Source organism: Streptosporangium sp. NPDC048047, from assembly GCF_040653115.1.
Classification (GTDB): Bacteria; Actinomycetota; Actinomycetes; order Streptosporangiales; family Streptosporangiaceae; genus Streptosporangium.
This window is the reverse complement of the sequence record NZ_JBEZNH010000005.1, coordinates 119,490-136,401: the sequence shown is the minus strand read 5'-3', so window position 1 is coordinate 136,401 and position 16,912 is coordinate 119,490. Positions and strand designations below refer to the sequence as shown.

The 16,912-nt window shown below is 68.9% G+C and carries 18 protein-coding genes; 10 read left to right on the top strand and 8 right to left on the bottom strand.

What is annotated here, in order from left to right; all coding sequences use genetic code 11:
* The 3 genes from AB0D67_RS06390 to AB0D67_RS06380 form a co-directional block, all read right to left on the bottom strand.
* Positions 1-753, bottom strand: coding sequence for an MBL fold metallo-hydrolase (locus AB0D67_RS06390; protein WP_362930565.1), 753 nt, complete (start codon positions 751-753; stop codon positions 1-3).
* A complete protein-coding gene (gene murI, locus AB0D67_RS06385) occupies positions 750-1,586 on the bottom strand; it encodes a glutamate racemase (protein ID WP_362930563.1) in 837 nt (278 codons plus the stop codon). Before murI ends, AB0D67_RS06390 begins: the two co-directional genes overlap by 4 nt.
* Positions 1,587-1,663: 77 nt before the next feature.
* The gene (locus AB0D67_RS06380; RefSeq protein WP_362930561.1) at positions 1,664-2,455 is read right to left on the bottom strand and encodes a thioesterase family protein; all 792 of its coding nucleotides are present in this window, start codon (positions 2,453-2,455) and stop codon (positions 1,664-1,666) included.
* Between the two features lie 250 nt (positions 2,456-2,705).
* Between AB0D67_RS06380 and AB0D67_RS06375 the strand changes: the two genes are divergently transcribed.
* Both AB0D67_RS06375 and AB0D67_RS06370 read left to right on the top strand, forming a co-directional pair.
* Positions 2,706-4,799, top strand: a complete 2,094-nt coding sequence (locus tag AB0D67_RS06375; protein ID WP_362930559.1) for a DUF3352 domain-containing protein — start codon at positions 2,706-2,708, stop codon at positions 4,797-4,799.
* A 472-nt stretch (positions 4,800-5,271) separates the two neighbouring features.
* A complete protein-coding gene (locus tag AB0D67_RS06370; protein ID WP_362930557.1) occupies positions 5,272-6,843 on the top strand; it encodes an alpha/beta hydrolase in 1,572 nt (523 codons plus the stop codon).
* Positions 6,844-7,128: 285 nt separating this feature from the next.
* Here AB0D67_RS06370 and AB0D67_RS06365 read toward each other — a convergent pair whose 3' ends face one another.
* Together AB0D67_RS06365 and AB0D67_RS06360 are read right to left on the bottom strand one after the other, a co-directional pair.
* Complete coding sequence (locus AB0D67_RS06365) at positions 7,129-7,419, bottom strand: DUF397 domain-containing protein (protein ID WP_362930555.1); 291 nt, start codon at positions 7,417-7,419, stop codon at positions 7,129-7,131.
* A 20-nt stretch (positions 7,420-7,439) separates the two neighbouring features.
* On the bottom strand, positions 7,440-8,297 hold the full coding sequence (locus AB0D67_RS06360; RefSeq protein ID WP_362930788.1) for a helix-turn-helix transcriptional regulator: 858 nt from the start codon (positions 8,295-8,297) through the stop codon (positions 7,440-7,442).
* 213 nt (positions 8,298-8,510) lie between these two features.
* Here AB0D67_RS06360 and AB0D67_RS06355 point away from each other — a divergent pair, with 213 nt between their 5' ends.
* From AB0D67_RS06355 to AB0D67_RS06325, 7 genes are all read left to right on the top strand, one after another.
* Entirely contained in the window at positions 8,511-8,903 is a 393-nt protein-coding gene (locus AB0D67_RS06355; RefSeq protein ID WP_362930554.1) for a hypothetical protein, read from the top strand.
* Entirely contained in the window at positions 8,900-9,313 is a 414-nt protein-coding gene (locus tag AB0D67_RS06350) for an ATP-binding protein (protein WP_362930552.1), read from the top strand. The genes AB0D67_RS06355 and AB0D67_RS06350 overlap by 4 nt, the downstream gene beginning before the upstream one ends.
* A 512-nt stretch (positions 9,314-9,825) precedes the next feature.
* Complete coding sequence (locus tag AB0D67_RS06345) at positions 9,826-10,536, top strand: hypothetical protein (protein WP_362930550.1); 711 nt, start codon at positions 9,826-9,828, stop codon at positions 10,534-10,536.
* A gap of 35 nt (positions 10,537-10,571) precedes the next feature.
* A complete protein-coding gene (locus AB0D67_RS06340) occupies positions 10,572-10,694 on the top strand; it encodes a hypothetical protein (RefSeq protein WP_362930548.1) in 123 nt (40 codons plus the stop codon).
* Positions 10,695-10,910: 216 nt separating this feature from the next.
* On the top strand, positions 10,911-11,384 hold the full coding sequence (locus AB0D67_RS06335) for an AAA family ATPase (protein ID WP_362930546.1): 474 nt from the start codon (positions 10,911-10,913) through the stop codon (positions 11,382-11,384).
* A gap of 268 nt (positions 11,385-11,652) precedes the next feature.
* Complete coding sequence (locus AB0D67_RS06330; protein ID WP_362930544.1) at positions 11,653-11,982, top strand: type II toxin-antitoxin system Phd/YefM family antitoxin; 330 nt, start codon at positions 11,653-11,655, stop codon at positions 11,980-11,982.
* A gap of 53 nt (positions 11,983-12,035) precedes the next feature.
* Complete coding sequence (locus AB0D67_RS06325; protein ID WP_362930542.1) at positions 12,036-12,404, top strand: hypothetical protein; 369 nt, start codon at positions 12,036-12,038, stop codon at positions 12,402-12,404.
* A 96-nt stretch (positions 12,405-12,500) separates the two neighbouring features.
* On the opposite strand, the gene AB0D67_RS06320 is transcribed toward AB0D67_RS06325, so the two are convergent.
* Complete coding sequence (locus AB0D67_RS06320) at positions 12,501-13,334, bottom strand: SAM-dependent methyltransferase (protein ID WP_362930540.1); 834 nt, start codon at positions 13,332-13,334, stop codon at positions 12,501-12,503.
* A 602-nt stretch (positions 13,335-13,936) separates the two neighbouring features.
* Here AB0D67_RS06320 and AB0D67_RS06315 point away from each other — a divergent pair.
* A complete protein-coding gene (locus tag AB0D67_RS06315) occupies positions 13,937-15,262 on the top strand; it encodes an RICIN domain-containing protein (RefSeq protein ID WP_362930538.1) in 1,326 nt (441 codons plus the stop codon).
* An 81-nt stretch (positions 15,263-15,343) separates the two neighbouring features.
* Here AB0D67_RS06315 and AB0D67_RS06310 read toward each other — a convergent pair whose 3' ends face one another.
* Both AB0D67_RS06310 and AB0D67_RS06305 read right to left on the bottom strand, forming a co-directional pair.
* Positions 15,344-16,291: a cysteine synthase gene (locus AB0D67_RS06310; RefSeq protein ID WP_362930536.1), complete on the bottom strand. Its 948-nt coding sequence runs from the start codon at positions 16,289-16,291 to the stop codon at positions 15,344-15,346.
* 176 nt (positions 16,292-16,467) lie between these two features.
* A complete protein-coding gene (locus AB0D67_RS06305) occupies positions 16,468-16,746 on the bottom strand; it encodes a MoaD/ThiS family protein (RefSeq protein WP_179819177.1) in 279 nt (92 codons plus the stop codon).
* Between the last annotated feature and the right edge of the window lie 166 nt (positions 16,747-16,912).

The window sequence follows — 16,912 nt, the reverse complement described above, 5'->3', positions numbered from 1 at the left end:
TCACCCTAGGTCATAGACGGCGCCGCTCCGCGCGAGTTCCATCCGTCCGGGGAAACCGGCCCGGGAGGCGTCGGCGAGGATGCGGGCCGGGTCGTGCCAGGGCACCAGGTGGGTCAGCACCAGCGCGCCCACCCCCGCCCTGGCCGCGTGCTCGGCGGCCTGGCGTCCGGTGAGGTGCAGATCGGCGGGCAGTCCCGGGACGTCGGGGAAGCTGGCCTCGCACAGCAGCAGGTCGGCGTCGGCTGCCAGCCGGACCAGCTCGGCGGTCTCCCCGGTGTCGGCGGAGTAGGCCACCGAGCGCCCGCCGTACGAGACGCGGAAGCCGTAGGTCTCGACCGGGTGGTTCATCGGCGCGGCCGTCACCCGGAACGGGCCCGCCTCGAACGTGCCGGGGGTCAGCGGCGCGAAGTCGAAGGAGGTCTCCATGCCCGGCTCGTCGGGCATGCCGTAGGCGCCGGCCAGCCGCCGGGGGGCGTCGGCGGGCGCGTGGACCGGCACCCTCGGGTGCGGTCCCTGCGGGGAGTAGGTGCGCACCACGTGGTAGGAGCACATGTCGAGGCAGTGGTCGGCGTGCAGGTGGGACAGGCAGATCGCGTCCACGTCGTAGAGGCCGATGTGGCGCTGCAGCGCGCCCAGCGAGCCGTTGCCGAGGTCCAGCAGCATGCGGAACCCCTCGGCCTCCAGCAGGTAGCAGGAGGAGGGGCTGTCCGGCCCGGGGAAGCTCCCCGAGCATCCGACGATCGTCACCTTCACGGCGTCTCCCCAGCTTCCACGAGGCTCCCGCCGGGGCCGTCGTCCAGCGCCGCGAACTCCACCGCCTCGATCTCCGGCCCGAGGAACCGCCGCCCGAGCCGTTCGAAGAGCCCGGTGTCGCCGGTGGTGCGGAACCGGTGCCGGGGCGTGCCGGAGGCCGCGGCGAGCCCCCGGTCGTGCAGGATCCGGTAGACGTCCTTGGCGGTCTCGTCGGCGCTGGATACCAGCGTGACGCCGTCCCCCGCCACGTAGGCGATCGGCCCGGCCAGCAGCGGGTAGTGCGTGCAGCCCAGGATCAGCGTGTCGCAGCCGTCGGCCAGCACCGGCTTGAGGTAGTCGCGAACGACCTCGATGAGCTCGTCGCTCATGGTCTCGCCCCGCTCGGCGAACTCCACCAGCCGGTGCGCGGCCACCCCGGTCAGCAGCACGTCGGGGGCGGCGGCGAAGGCGTCGTGGTAGGCCATCGACTCGATGGTGGCCCGGGTGGCGATCACCCCGACCCTGCCGTTGCGGGTCGCCCGTACGGCACGGCGCACCGCGGGCTGGATCACCTCGACGACCGGCACGCCGTAGCGCTCGCGGGCGTCGCGCAGCACCGCGGCGCTGGCGGTGTTGCACGCGATCACCAGCATCTTGACGTCGTGCTCGACGAGGTGGTCCATCACCTCCAGCGCGTAGGCGCGGACCTGCGCGATGGTCTTGGGCCCGTACGGCTGCCGCGCCGTGTCGGCCACGTAGAGGACGGACTCGTCCGGGAGCTGGTCGATGACGGCGCGGGCCACCGTGAGGCCGCCCACCCCGCTGTCGAAGATCCCGATGCTCGCTTGCGACACGGTTCCCAAGGTTAGGCGACCCCGGGCCCCCGATCACGGTAATAATCGTCACAGCGGCGCCCGCCGCCGGACAGGGTTCAGCCGCGGCCCACCCGGGCGAGCTGCCGTGACTGGGCGACCAGCCGTCCGGCGGAGTCCCAGACCTCGACCTCCTCGTCGAACCAGCCGTCGCTGATCAGCCTGCCGCCGCCGACCAGGGTGAGCCAGCCGGGCGCGGGCAGGGCGCGCAGGTGCCAGGTGAGCTCCACGGTGGGGGCCCAGCCGCGCGCCCCGGCGGAGAACACCACGGGCGGGAGCGCGTCGACGGCCAGCGCCAGCACGTAGGGGTCGGGGTCCTGCGGCTCGGCCATCCGGAAGTAGGCGCGGGCCTCGGGGCGGCCGGTGGGCCTGCCCTGCAGCCAGCCGATGGTGGGCGGGTCGAACCGCATGTCCATCCGCGCGCTGAGCGTCATGTTCGACTCCGGCTTGGGGTCGGGCAGCCTGACGCACTCCTCGACGGGCGGCAGGACCGCCGTGGGCTCGCCCGTCCAGTCGGGGGCGGCGTCGCCGAGGGTCGCCGTCGTCACGAGGGCCTCGATGAAGGAGACGCCGTCCTGGACGAGGGTGGCACGGGTCATCGCCGCGGTGCGGCCCGCCTTGAGCTGCTCCAGCCGCACCTGGGCGGGGCCGGGGACGGGGGCGCGCAGGAACTGGGCCGCGGTGCTGACGGGGTGCTCGTGCGGGGAGGCGTCCACCGCGGCACGCAGCAGCACCGCCATGAGGTAGCCGCCGTTGAGGGGGCCGCCGATCGAGTAGCCGGCGTCCAGGCACACGTCGTAGGTGGCCTCGTCCACCCGGATCGCCTGCGTCGCCTCGTCGAACTTCGTCATCCACGCTCCCGAACCTTGTTCTAGAGCGTTCACTGTACCGACTCCCGGCGGGCCCCGCCTCCCCGGCCTCTCACCACCACCATGACCTGCGCCGACGCCTCGCCGTCCGGACACGGGACGCGCCCCCGCGAGAGGCTCCGGCCCCCGGCTCCGCCCTGACAGGCGGTCTCACGGTTAGTGCAATGCAAGCGCCCGGCTACCGAAGTCCACTATTTTCGCTTTACCCACTAAATCCACATTGTGAGAGAGCATGTCTCCCAACAACCCCCCTGGCCAGCCTCCCGGCTCCGGCTGGCAGCCCGACGGCACGTCCCCCTATCCCTGGAACGACGCCACCCAGCGGGTCCCACCGCCCGCCTCGGGGCACCCGCAGCAGGGCGGCTACCCGCAGCAGCCGCCGCAGCCGGGTCACCCTCAGGGCGGTTCCGGGTACGACCAGACCCAGGTGTACGGCCAGCCCTCCTACGGACAGCAGCCCTCCTCACCGTACGGCGGGCAGGGATCCCCGTACGGCGGGCAGGAGCAGGCCGCCCACCAGCAGCCCCCCTACGGCCAGCCTTCCGGCCAGCCCTACGGACAGCAGTCCTACGGGCAGCAGGCGTCCGGGCAGACGCCGTACGGCCAGCAGCCCTACGGTGACCAGGCGTCCGGAGGCCAGCCCTACGGACAGCAGTACGGAGGCCAGCAGTACGGGGGCCAGCCCTCCGGCGGGCAGCCGTACGGGGGCCAGGCGTCCCACGGCGCGGGCCAGCAGCCCTCCGGCGGCCAGCAGTACGGGGGCCAGGCGGCCTACGGCCAGCAGTACGGGGGCCAGGCGGCCTACGGCCAGCAGCCGCCCTACGGCGGCGGGCAGAACACCGAGATCCTCGGCTCCGGCCACCCCGCGTCCCCTCCGGCCCGCCGCAAGGGGCCCAGGAGCGGCAAGGGCATGCTGATCACGGGGATCGCCGTCCTGATCGCCGCCCTGGTGGGCGGCGGCGGCTTCTACGCGGTCAACCTGCTCAGCGGCGGCGGCACCCAGCCGCACGACGTGCTGCCCGGCAACGCCATCGTCTACGCCCGCCTGGACCTCGACCCCGCCGCCGGCCAGAAGCTCGCGCTCTTCCAGATCGCGCAGAAGTTCTCGAACACCAGGGACTCCTTCAAGGGCGACGACCCGCGCAAGGCGCTGTACTCGATGCTCACGAAGAACGACAAGGATCTCGCCAAGGTCGACTACGCCGCCGACGTCGAGCCGTGGCTCGGCAGCCGGATCGGCGTGGCGGTGCTCCCGCCGGCCAAGAGCGGCGGCGAGCCGAGGCCCGTGGTCGCCATCCAGGTCACCGACGAGGCCAAGGCCAAGGCCGGCATCGACAAGCTGATGAGCGACGACGAGCACGGAATCGCCTTCCGCGACGACTACGCGCTGGTGGCCGAGACCAAGGCGGAGGCCGACCAGGCCGCGCAGGCGTCCCCGCTGTCCGACGACGCCGACTTCTCCGGCGACCTGGGCGCGCTCGGCGAGACCGGCGTGCTGTCGTTCTGGGTGAACGCCGGACGGATGATCCCGTTCCTCCCCGAGGAGTCCAAGAGCAACACCACGGCCCTCGACGTCCTCAAGAACGCCCGGATCGCCGCCGCGCTCCGCTTCGACGGCTCCTACGCCGAAGTGGCCGGCGTCACCCGCGGCGCCAAGCCGCTCGAGGGCCTCGCGGACCCGGTCCCCAACGGCATGGGCGGGCTGCCCGCCTCCACCGTCGGCGCGGTCTCCATCTCCGGCCTCGGCGACGCGGTCGCCAAGCAGTGGCCCAAGATCATCGATTCGGCCGACCAGGCCGCCGGCGGACGCCTCAAGCAGTCCGTCGCCCAGATCCAGCAGCAGACCGGGCTGGCCCTCCCGGCCGACCTGGTGACGCTGCTCGGCGAGAACCTCACCGTCGCGCTGGACGCCAACGGCCTCAGCGACAACCAGCCCAGGGTCGGCGCCCGGATCACCACCGACCCGGCCAAGGCCCAGGCGGTCTTCGGCAAGCTGGAGAAGGCGCTCTCCCAGTCCGGCACCCCCATGCAGCTCGGCAAGGTCGCGGGCGACGGCGTGTTCACGGTGGCCAGCACCCAGGAGTACGCCGCCGCGCTGTCCAAGGACGGCGAGCTGGGCGACAGCGAGAGCTTCAAGCAGGCCATCCCCGACGGCGACAAGGCGACCTTCGCCCTTTTCGCCGACCTCAACAAGATCGAGCCCCTCTACCTGAAGAGCATGCAGGGCGAGGAGAAGGCCAACCTCCAGGCCCTGCGCGCCGTGGGCCTGAGCGGCACCGCCTCCGGCGACGAGATGACCTTCTCCCTGCGGGTGCTGTTCGACTGACTCGCCCCGTCTCGCGCCCGGCGGCCGTACGGCCGGCCGTCACGTGAGGCCCGGGACCGGGAGAAGACCCGGTCCACGCCCTGGAACGGAGCCCGGCGACCACCCGTCGCCGGGCTCCGGCCGTTCACGGCCCAGATCATCCGCCGCAGGGGGTCCCCATGACGCGGGCCCGGTACGGCCGCGGATGAAGCACCCTTTCAGCCAGGACTGAAACCCTTTGCGGCCGAATGCGGACTACGACAAGATCCACCCGTCTACTTGCGATCTTCGGGCGTGGGTTCCTGGACGTTTCCGTCGGGTTCTCATGCCGCCCAGGGGGCGGGCGTCGCAGAAGGACCGGGTGAACCTCCATGACAGGCGCCGCAGCACTCGTTCCACCACGGGTGCCACCCGCCTCGGTCAAGGCCGCTTCCACACGTCCTTGACCCGTCGCCGCCCCCTCGCACACGGCGCACGCTCATGAAAGGAATCCATGAAGACGCGATTGTTCACCGTCGCGCTCGCGGGGCTCGCTCTGACGGCCTCGTTCACGCACCCGGCCCTCGCCCACGCTGAGCGGTCCTCCGCCGGACGACCCGCCGCCCAGACCTCCGCCTCGCAGTGGCGCCCCTCCGAGCCTCCCGCCTGGACGGAGTGCGGCACCACGCAGAAGGGCGAGTGCGCGACCCTGAAGGTGCCGATCAACTGGAAGAAGCCGAACGGGCCGACCCTGAACCTGGCGATCGGACGGCTCAAGGCGCTGAACCCCGCCAAGCGGATCGGCGTGCTGGTCGTCCACCCCGGCGGCCCCGGCGGCTCGGGCATCAACTCGCTCATCCTCAACCGCGGCATCCCGGACAGCGACCCCGTCCGCCAGTACTTCGACCTGGTCAGCCTCGACCCACGCGGCGTCGGTCGCAGCACGCAGGCGGTGTGCAGCGAGGACCTGGTCGACCGCACCCCGGTCACCTATCCGGCCAGCGAGGCCGAGTACCGGTCGCTCCTGACGTTCAACGCGGACCTGTCCAGGGACTGCCGCGCGCGGACCGGCCCGTTGTTCGACCACGTGGACACCACCAGCGCGGCCCGCGACGTCGACGCGATCCGGATCGCGCTCGGCGAAAGCAAGATCAGCTTCTTCGCGATCTCCTACGGCACACAGGTCGGCCAGCAGTACGCCGAGATGTTCCCGCAGAACATCCGGGCGATGGCGATCGACTCCAACATGGACCACAGCATCACCTCCGCGTGGCACTACCTGAAGACCACGACGGAGGACTTCGAGGGCAGCTTCCTCGAATTCGCCAAGTGGTGCGGCGAGACCGCGGCCTGCGCGTTGCACGACGAGAAGGTCGTCGACGTGTGGGACGGCCTGCACGCCAGGGCCACGGCCGGAGACCTCACCGACCCCGCCGACGGACACCCGATCTCCGCCGAGGAACTGCGGGTGGGGCTGTTCGACTACATGTACGCCCCGAGCGACTGGTTCGACGCCGCCGACTGGCTGAAGGCCCTCGCCGAGGGCGCCGCGCCGCCGCCCTCGCTCACCTCCAAGGCCGAAGCGGTCGCCAACCCCTACCCCGCCATCTGGTGCTCCGACTGGAAGTGGGACGTCACGAGCTTCGCCCAGCTCGACCAGTACCGGCGGCGCCTTGAGACGATCGCCCCGCACACGAAGCTCTCGCCGTTCTGGTCGGACGTGACGAGCTGCCTCAACTGGCAGGGCCCCGTCTCCAACCCGCAGCACCGGCTCAACATCGGTGACACCCCGCCCATCCTGGTGGCCACCGCCCGCCACGACGTCGGCACCCCGGCGGCCTGGAACCACGCGGCCGCGCGGCAGATCCCGCAGTCGGTCCTGCTGGAGTACGAGGGCGTCGGGCACGGCCAGTTCCGCAACAGCGTCTGCGCCCACGACACGATCGCGGACTATCTGATCGAGCTCAAGGTGCCGCAGCCCGGCACCCGCTGCGCTCCCGAGTACCCGACGGAGCCGTCCGCCGCGAGGAGGTCGGCGGAGAACCCGTCCCTCACCAGGACCGGCCGCCCGGTCCACGCCGGCTGATCCACACCCCGGGGCAGCGTCCGCCTCCGCGGGCGCTGCCCTTTTCCGTACGGAGCCGAACCGGTCGCTACCGGGTCAGGCCGTAGCCCTCGTGATCAGGCAGACGGAAGCCTTCGCCTGCGAGTGGGCGCCGGTGGCGCAGGACTCATGTCCTTCCGTACGGTCGGCTCTGGATGCCGCAAAGTCATCACTCCTGCTCAGTCGGCACCCGGACCTGGTCCGTATCTCCCGGAGAGCCTCTTCACCCTCCTGCCACCGGTACACAGTGGGTCGTCAAGGAGTTGATCAGGCTAACGCGTCAAACCGGCCACTCTTGATGATGGCAAGGAAGGCGTTCCACTCTCCGGAGGAGAAGGAAAGCACCGGGCCGTCGGGGTCCTTGGAGTCACGAAGCAGGAAGAGGCCGTCAAACTGAGCTTCTAAAGAAGAATCCACAGCGGAAGCCGCCTCAACACAGCTGCCGCCGTTCCCACCGCTGAGAGAGCTCTTCCGCCAGACGCCAACCTCGACACACTGGCCGCCGTTGGCATTGCTCTGGCTGGACTTACGCCAGATCACCCGGGACCGATCGATCATAGACCTGCGTCTCCATCCGCTCAGGTTTCCTGCATGGCCTGTGTGATCATGTCTCGGGTCTGATCAGGCCCGAGAGCTTGTGCACGTAGATGATTGAAAAGCAGGATGTATGCCTCTACTTCGGACCGATTCTCCAAATAGACGCTTCCCTGCCAATATTCAACGTACACACTGTCCGGGTCGGACGGCTTAGGGAAACCCAAGATGGTGAAGCCACCATCCATCGCGGGGTGAACGCCGGCTGCGAAGGGCATGATCTGGATCGTGACGTGGTTGGTCTTGGAGAGCCGAACCAAGCGTTGGAGCTGTCCGCGCATCGTCTCGACGCCACCGACCGGTCGACGGATGACCGCCTCGTTGAGGATGAACCACATCTTTGGCGGGTCCGTCCGCTCCAGCACTCGTTCTTGGCGCTGCATGCGCACAGAGAGACGCCGCTCCAACTCCTCCTCCGTCGGCAGGATAGGGGCGGATCTCATGACGGCCCGCGCGTAGCCTTCAGTCTGGAGGAGGCCGGGAACGAACTCTGACTGGTACTCCTGGAAGTTCGTCGCTTCCTCCTCCAGGCCCACGTAGCTCTGAACCCACTCCGGGATCGCTTCGGAGACCTTGAACCACCAGCCGCGCTTACGCGCATCACGCGCGAGTTGCATCAGTGCTTCTCGGCGTTCGTCGGTGACGCTGTAGAGGTCGAGCATCATCGCAACGAGGCCGACTGTCGCGGCGCTGGCAGCCGATTCGATGCGCGTGACGGTCACCGGCGAGCATCCCGCGTGCTCGGCTACTTGGTCTCTCGTCAGACCAGACTCCTTGCGGAGGCGTTGCAGTTCGGCCGCAAGTCGACGTCTACGCACCGATGGACTCCGCTGCGCACCCATGCCAATCCCCTCCGTGTTCACTGCGGGCAGTCTGCCGGAGTGATCTTGGCGAATCAACATGCACATCGTTCATTTTGTTTTCTATTGCAAGGCGCTCGAAGGTCATGCACACTGGGCGAACACAGAGCGTGACCTTCTAAGAGGGAAGCGTGACAATGCGGCATCTAGTGGCATTTAGGGGACAGCTCTGATCCCAGGAGGGCGGGTAAGAGAATGGACGTAAGCGATCTATCAGAGGGAAGCGGGCGGCTGGTGGAGTTGGCGTGGGAGTTGAACGATCTGGGGTTCGACTCCGTCGTCCGCCTCCCGCCCGGTCGCAGGCCCAGCATGGAGGTCTTCCTCCCCCCGGGCCGCCCCAGGCCCGTCACCGCTCAGCACGGCCGTACGGTGACCTTCACCTGGCCCGGTGTCCCCGGTCGGCGGACCCACAGCCGACCGGACCACGACCGACCGGCCCATGACCATCCGGACCGCGACCGATCGGACCATGTCCAGCCGGACCACGGCCAGCTGGACCACGACCAGCTGGACGAACTCCTGCCGGGCCCGCCACGGCGCAGCCGGATGCGTGAGCTGGCCGAGCGGCTCGCCGAGGTCGTCCGGTGAGGGCGCTGGGACTGCTCGGGCAGGTCGAGCTGCCCGCCGAGTTCGCCACCGTCCCCCGGATGCGCCGCTACGTCCGCGACCTGCTGGACGACACCGAGCACCCGCACACCGACGACGCCCTCCTCCTGGTCACCGAACTGGTGACGAACTCCGTACGGCATTCGGACTCCGGCCGCGTCCCCGGCGGCCGGGTCCTCGTCGCCGTCGCCAACCACTCTGGAACGCTCCACATCGACGTCATCGACGCCGGGGCCGAGGGATGCCGCCCCGCCTTGTGCCCGGACGCCGACGGCAACGGCAGTGGCGGGCGCGGCCTGTGGCTGGTCCAGGAGCTGGCCACCGCCTGGGGCTGGTACGAGACCGCCGCCGGCCGCGTCGTCTGGTTCCAGCTCTCCGGCCGGATCTCGTGAGCCCGGCGCCCCGCTCATCGCCCGCACCGGTGGTGAGCGATCCTCCAAGGACGCACCAGCGGAGGGTCTCCACCCCGGTCATGCGAAGGTCGGACCCCGGGCGGGGTGGACGGGCGACGCCCGGGGTCCGCCCACGGCGACAGGAACCGACGGCGGATCGGCATCGCTGGTACGCAACGTGAGGCCGCCCCCGTTCACGGGCCGGAACCCAAGCCCGCGCAGTTCGGGAACGTCGAGCGCGGTGACCACATGCAGAGCACCGTTCTCGGCCACCGTACGGACCGTGAAACGCACCAATGCACCCCGCACCTCCGATGGGACGCCGGGCCTGATGTGCACCAGGTCGAGATGTGCGCCAGAACACGAGCGCCGGCAGGCACTTGAATATCTTCTACGCCAGATGTCGGGTGCTTGCCAACGACAAGTCCTGGGTGCATATCAAGTAGAAACGTGGGCCGCCGGCGCGGCGAAAGCCGTACCGGCGGCCTCTACCCGATTCGCGAGGAGAAAAAGTGAGAGATGGGGAGCGGCTGTGGCATCTCATCCGGTCCTACGGCATGGGCCAGGAGTTCCTGGGCCTATGGGTGGAGAACTGGGGAGTGCATGATACGGCGCGGCTCATGGGCGCGAATCTCGGGAGCGAAGTTCAGCTGAGCTGGGCGGAACTGGAGAATCGCGACTTCTCCGAAGACGAGGGCGCGGTATGGATCGGCCGGTTGAATGACCGATGGACCCAAGTGGTGCAGTACCACGGCGTTCAGGCCATCGACGCCCTCGACGAGCTGTCGATGGGCGGCCGGGCGCTTGGGCTGAGCCGGCATGTGAATGATCCCGGCACCCTTCTATACGCGGCCGACGGCAGCTACCTGACCGAGATGAGTGTCACTCGGCCCAAGGCCCGTCGCGGCGGCGACCCGTACGCGCTCGACGCCTATGCGGAAGGGCTGCGGTTCGACTGGGCGGACACGAGCTGGCGAACCGATCCCGATCTGCTGCCCGGCTGGCTCGCCTACGAGGAGTGGTCGGAGACCCATGGGGAGGAGGACGAGGAGGACATGCCCTCCGAGTGGGAGGAGTTCACCCAGCTGTCTCTGGACGGTTACAGCCCGCCCCTCGCGGAGTGCGTCACCTCCGCCTTCGTGCTCGTCGGCCGCGTCACCGGCACGGAGTTCGGACATGACTGGATGCGAGGCACCCATTCCTGCTACCTGATCGACGACTAGGAGGGGCCGTTTCGCGACACGCTCTCCTCTGAGATGTGGCCACCTACGCCTGCCACACCCGCGAGGTGTTCGAGCGTGAGCGCCGCTTCCTGATCGGGCATGGCATCCCCGCGTCATTCCTGCCGGACCAGATCGATGACGAGTACCGTGCCGCCTGATCCGAAGGCACAGCGACGGCCCCGCCTTCACGGGGAGCATTGTCCCCGCGCAGGCAGGAGCGACCCGCCAGATTCGTTCTTGTAGAGGATCGCGGCAACGACATCAGCAGCGGCAGGGATCACGCTCCTCCGACTGCGCTGTGATCGACCGGGAAAGCGCGAAGCCCGGGGTCCTGTCAGCTCCGGCAGTTCGGGGTGGCGCGGTAGTCTCGGCCGATGGCGAAGGTCTTGGTCACGGGCATGTCCGGCACCGGCAAGTCCACCGCGATGGAGATGCTGGCGGCCCGGGGCCATCGCGCCGTCGACACCGACAGCGGCCGGTGGAGCCACTGGGTGACCCTGCCGGACGGATCCACCGACTGGGCGTGGCGGGAGTCGGCCATCGACGACCTGCTCACCGGCCACCGCGAGGGCGCCCTCTTCGTAGCCGGCTGCAAGACCAACCAGGGGCGGTTCTACCCGCGGTTCGACCACGTCGTCCTGCTCAGCGCTCCCGCTGAGATCATGCTCGCCCGGATCGCGACGCGGACCAACAATCCCTTCGGCAAGCGCCCTGAGGAGCGTGAGGCCATCCTGCGCGACCTGGCCGACGTGGAGCCGCTGCTCCGGGCTACCTGCACCGCCGAGATCGACGCTAGTGCGCCGATCGACAGGGTCGTCCAGCAGCTTGAGGCGCGGACGAGGCCGTGAGCGCGGCAGAATACGGCGTCCCCCTTCAGGTGCTCCTCGACCTCGTCCGAGTGCCCTCATAAGCGACGGTGGACGGATCTTCCAGCTACCGTCGGCCACCACGAACACGCTGTCGGTCGGCCCGCTCCCCCGTCTTGACGGTCATTCCAGGAGAAGGGGAAGCGTGATCCGATCGGCCAGCCGGCCGCCCGTCAGGACACGTTCAGACGCGACGAAAAGTTGTACAACTACTTGTACAAGTGACTTTCCGTGGTGCTACGATCACGACATGGCGAAGTTCGTACACGTGGAACCAATCTCCACCGCCCGCGCCCAGCTCAGCGAGACCATCGCCCGCATCGGCGAAGAGGGCCTCCAGGCCGAACCGGTCGTCATCGGTCGCCGTTACAAGCCCGAAGCCGTGATCATCAGCTTCGAACTCTATGAGAAGCTCGCGGATCTCATCGACGAGATCCAACTGGCCCCCCTTATCCGGGACCGCCTCGCGAACTCGACGGCCGAATCCGATCTGACCCTGGAGGAGGTGGCGGATTCCCTCGGGATAGACCTGGAGGAGCCATGCGCCGCCCCTCCCCCCGGGAGGGAGTCAGCCGCATAACACAATGCCCCAACATGACTCCGGAGAGTCATTGTTCGACTACTCTCCGGATCATGTCCCCCCGTGAACGCGTTTTCGACGTCCGCCTGAGGCCCGAGGTCCACGACGATCTCAAGAACCTTCCGACACACCGCCTCCGAAGCATCGCGGTCCTTCGGATTCAGAACCTCATGTACGGAGAGGAACGCGGGAGAGAACTCATCGGCACGGCCGACCCTGATCTCACCGGATGCCGCCGCCTCTACTTCGACGAGATCCCCAGGCTCGCACGCTGGCGCATCGTCTACCGCGAATTACCTGCTCATCGCCCGCGAACGCTTCCTGTCATCCAGATCCTCGCCGTCGGTCCCCGAGCTCAGATGGACGTCTACGAGCGCGCGGCGCTTCGCCTCGGGCTGCTCACACCGGACGACATGAGTTGAGGGTGACACAATACGCCGGGCCAGAAGCCGGCCTCGGTCGCTCCCCGGTCTCGTCGAGGGCCCCGGTCACGACCGCCGATCGTTCCGGGACGAGGATCAGGGTACGCGGGCGACGCCGCCGAGCCAGGACGGGCGGCTGAAGTCGGCCGGTGCCGCCTCCTCCTCCCGGTCGGGGCGCCAGGCGTTGATGGGGACGACACCGGGGTCGAGGAGTTCGAGGCCGTCGAAGAGCCCGAGGATCTCCTCCTGGCTGCGAAGCGTGATCCCGGTCGGTCCCGTCCGGGCGTAGACGTTCTGCGCCTCCTGGACGAGGTCGGGACTGGTCTGCGCGGCGCAGAAGTGGGAGATGGCCACGTGACTCCCGGAGGGCAGGCGGGCGGTGAGGTCGCGGACGATCCGTCCGGGGTCCTCCTCATCCGTGATGAACGGGAGGATTGCCATCAGGAGCACGGCCACCGGCCGGTCGAAGTCGATGAAGGCCCGGACCTCGGGGTGGTCCACGATGCCGGCGGGGTCGCGCAGGTCCGCCTCGACGATCCGGGTGTGCCGGTCGTCCCGCAGCAGCGCCCGGGCGTGCACCAGCACCACCGGGTCGTTGTCGACGTACACCACGTGGGCGTCGGGCGTCACCTGCTGGGCCGCCTCGTGGACGTTCTCCTTGGTGGGCAGCCCGGTTCCGATGTCGAGGTACTGCCGCACCCCCATCCCGGCGAGCGTGCGGACCACGCGGCCGAGGAACGCCCGGTGCTCGCGGGCCAGCAGGCGCAGGTCGCCTCCGGCCTCGCGCGTGATGGCGATGATCTTCTCGGCGGCGTCCCGGTCGGCGGCGAAGTTGTCCTTCCCGCCGAGGAAGTAGTCGTACATGCGGGCCACGTTCGGAACGTGTGGCCTGAGCTCGTGTGACTCCTGCGCACAGTGTTGCTCTGACATGCCTGGATGGTCCCCGAACCTGACCCGCAAAGAGGATATTTCCGAATATCGTTTTCAATACGTAGTAATCACCCTGAAGCGGAGGTCATACCGGAGGGCCGGGCCGCGGTCCGTACAGGATCTCGCTTCAACCGGTCAGCAGGAGACCCACCGGCACCGCACACGACCACCCGTGCCGCGAGCAGGAGAGGGCGCACCGGGCCCGATCCGGGTGATGCTCCCCGCCCTCCATGGGATCGCTCCGCCCGGCATCGAATACAACGGAATGTTATGATCTTGAACTCTCGATGCGATCGGCCCGCACGCTCAAGGGTATGACGCCTCTTCGGGTGATCTTCTAGGAGAAAATCTTGCCCAAAACATTCCTCCGGTCAGCAGTTCCCGCGACGCTGCTCGTGGTGGCCGGTTCCCTCTTCGGCGGGATGCCCGGCCTCGCCTCCGGCGAGGCGGCAGCCGAAGCGACTCAGCCGCCTTCGCGGCCGGCGCAGGCGACGGCCAAAGCGACTCAGCCGTCTTCCCGACCGGCGCAGGCGGCTCACGCGTCGACGGGCAACTCCGATGCCGTACCTCCCGGATTCGTCTACCGGGCCGGCCGGAACCTGATGCTCAACGGCGAAACGTACCGTTTCACGGGTTTCAACGCCTTCGGCATGAGCGGCTGCGCGACCGGCACGCCATGGACGCGGACGCAGCTCGACACCTACTTCGGCGGACTTCCCCCGGCGGCCATGAGCCGCACATGGGGGTTCGAGGCGTACGGCGTCGACAAGCTCGACCTCATCGTCGAACGGGCGGAGGCCAACGGCCAGAAGCTGATCCTCTCGCTGGCGAACCAGGGGCGTGACTGCGGGGAGGCGGCCAAGGACGCCGCCTGGTACGGAGGAGGCTTCCGTGACGCCTACCTGTCGTGGGTGCGAAAAGTCGTCACCCGCTACAAGGACTCCCCGGCGATCGGCATGTGGGAGATCATCAACGAACCCGGGCAGCAGACCACCGGCGTCTCCACAACGATGATCAAAACGTTCCTCGACGAGACCGCCGCGGTCATCAAGGGGATCGATCCCCATCACCTGGTCGAGAGCGGAACCATGGCCGAGTTCACCAGCGGAACGGGGACGTCGGCGAACTACGGCTTGCTCCACAGCGGGCCGAACATCGACGTCGGCAGCCTGCACGAGTACGACCAGGACCACAGCGACCAGGTCGTCTCCCGGCATCTCGCTCCGACCCTGTCGCAGCTCTACCAGCTCAACAAGCCGTTCATCGTGGGAGAGACCGGAATAGTCGCGGGGCCGGGCTGTGCCATCACGACACAACAGCGTTCAGCGATGTTCGCCCGGGAGTTCGACGGCTACTTCCTGTCCGGTGTGAGCGGCGTACTCATCTGGACCTACAGCCCGAATCCCCGCAACACCGATAATCCGGCGGAGGCCTGTATGCACCAGGTCCGCCTCCCGGATCCCGACCCCGCCATCGCGATGGTGCGTGGCTACACGATGCCCACGCCGGTTCCGGCGCCGACCGGTGAGCGGCACCTCAAACTGCTCAGTACCGGAAAGTGTGTCTCGGTGCCGAATACGACGACGGGCACCGTGGCGATTCAGAGCACGTGCAGCACGACGGCCGTCAACCAGCGGTTCACATTCCGGCCCACGACGAACGGCTTCTTCCAGGTCGTCGCCAGGCATTCCGGTAAGTGCCTCGACGTGCAGAAGCAGAGTCTCGCGCTCAGGGCGCTGGTCCAGCAGTGGGACTGCCGGACCGGCGCGGCGAACCAGGAGGTCCGCCTCGAACGCAAGAGCAACGGCTACCACCTCCTGATCTTCCGGCACAGCGGGCAGTGCCTGACCCTGAACACGTCGGGTCAGATGCAGCAGTTCGACTGCAAGACGCCAACCCTGGCCGATCAGCAGTGGAAGATCGAATAGTCTTCATCCGCCCTCACGCGACGAACCCGGGCCGGCGCCCTTCCGGCCGGTCCGGGCCGCTCTTCCCGTCAGGCCCAGAGCTCAGGCCCAGAGCTGGCCCTCCAGGCGTTCCTCGGCCTCGTCGAGGGTGCCCTCGTAGGCGCCGGTGGACAGGTACTTCCAGCCGCCGTCGGCCACCACGAACACGATGTCGGCCCGCTCCCCCGCCTTGACGGCCTTGGCCGCCATGCCGAGCGCGGCGTGCAGGGCGGCGCCGGTGGAGACCCCGGCGAAGATGCCCTCGGTGGCCAGCAGTTCCCTGGTACGGCGCAGCGCGTCGCCGGAGGAGACCGAGAAGCGGGTGGTCAGCACCTCGGGGTCGTACAGCTCGGGGATGAAGCCCTCGTCGATGTTACGCAGGCCGTACACCAGCTCGCCGTAGCGGGGCTCGGCGGCGACGATCCTGATGTCGGGGACGTGCTCGCGCAGGAACCGGCCGACGCCCATGAGGGTGCCGGTGGTGCCGAGGCCCGCGACGAAGTGGGTGACGGCCGGCAGGTCGGCGAGGATCTCCGGGCCGGTCGTCTCGTAATGGGAGCGCCAGTTGGCCGGGTTGCCGTACTGGTAGAGCATCACCCAGTCGGGGTGCTCGGCGGCCAGGCCCTTGGCCACCCGGACCGCCTCGTTGGAGCCGCCGGCCGCCGGGGAGGGGATGATCTCCGCGCCCCACATGCGCAGGAGCTGGCGGCGCTCCTCGGAGGTGTTCTCCGGCATCACGCAGATCAGGCGGTAGCCCTTGAGCCTGGCCGACATGGCCAGCGAGATGCCGGTGTTGCCGCTGGTGGGCTCCAGGATCGTGCAGCCGGGCTTGAGCAGCCCGTCCTTCTCGGCCTGCTCGATCATCCACAGCGCCGGGCGGTCCTTGATCGAACCGGTCGGGTTGCGGTCCTCCAGCTTGGCCCAGACCCGCACGTCCTCGGAAGGGGACAGCCGGGGCAGGCCGACCAGCGGGGTGCGGCCGACGGAGTCGATCAGTGAGTCAAAGCGCATGGTGTGGCTTCCGCGTCGTCCTTCGTGGCGTCCCGGCGGCCGGCCGTACCCGGCGGCGCGGCGGGACCTGGAAAGTGGCGCGTCACCGGCCCGCCGGAGGGCCGGTGACGGCGGAGGGCCTGGAGAAGCCCCGTCATGCGGATCCCCCGCCGGGGCGGGGATCCACGAGGCAGGGCCTAGCGGGCGCCGCCGGCCACGGCGGGCAGCACGGTCACGGTGTCGCCGTCGGAGACCGGGGTCTCCAGGCCGCCCAGGAAGCGGACGTCCTCGTCGTTGAGGTAGACGTTCACGAAGCGGCGCAGCGCGCCCTTGTCGACCAGGCGGTCCCGCAGCCCGGGGTGCCGGGTCTCCAGGTCGCCGATCAGCTCCTCGAGCGTCGCGCCCTTGGCGTCGACGGCCTTGGCGCCGTCGGTGTAGGTGCGCAGGATGGTCGGAATGCGAACCTCGATGGCCATCGCGGGTCAATCTCCTTGTGTCGTCATGAGAGTGCTCGCCCCCGGATCAGAACACCGGCGGGCACAGGGGGATTCCGGGCGGGGTTGCAGGGTTTTCCGGAAAGCCGTGGTTCAGCGACAGTCGTAGACGACGACGGTGGGAGTGTGCGCGAAGAGGTAGGTCTGC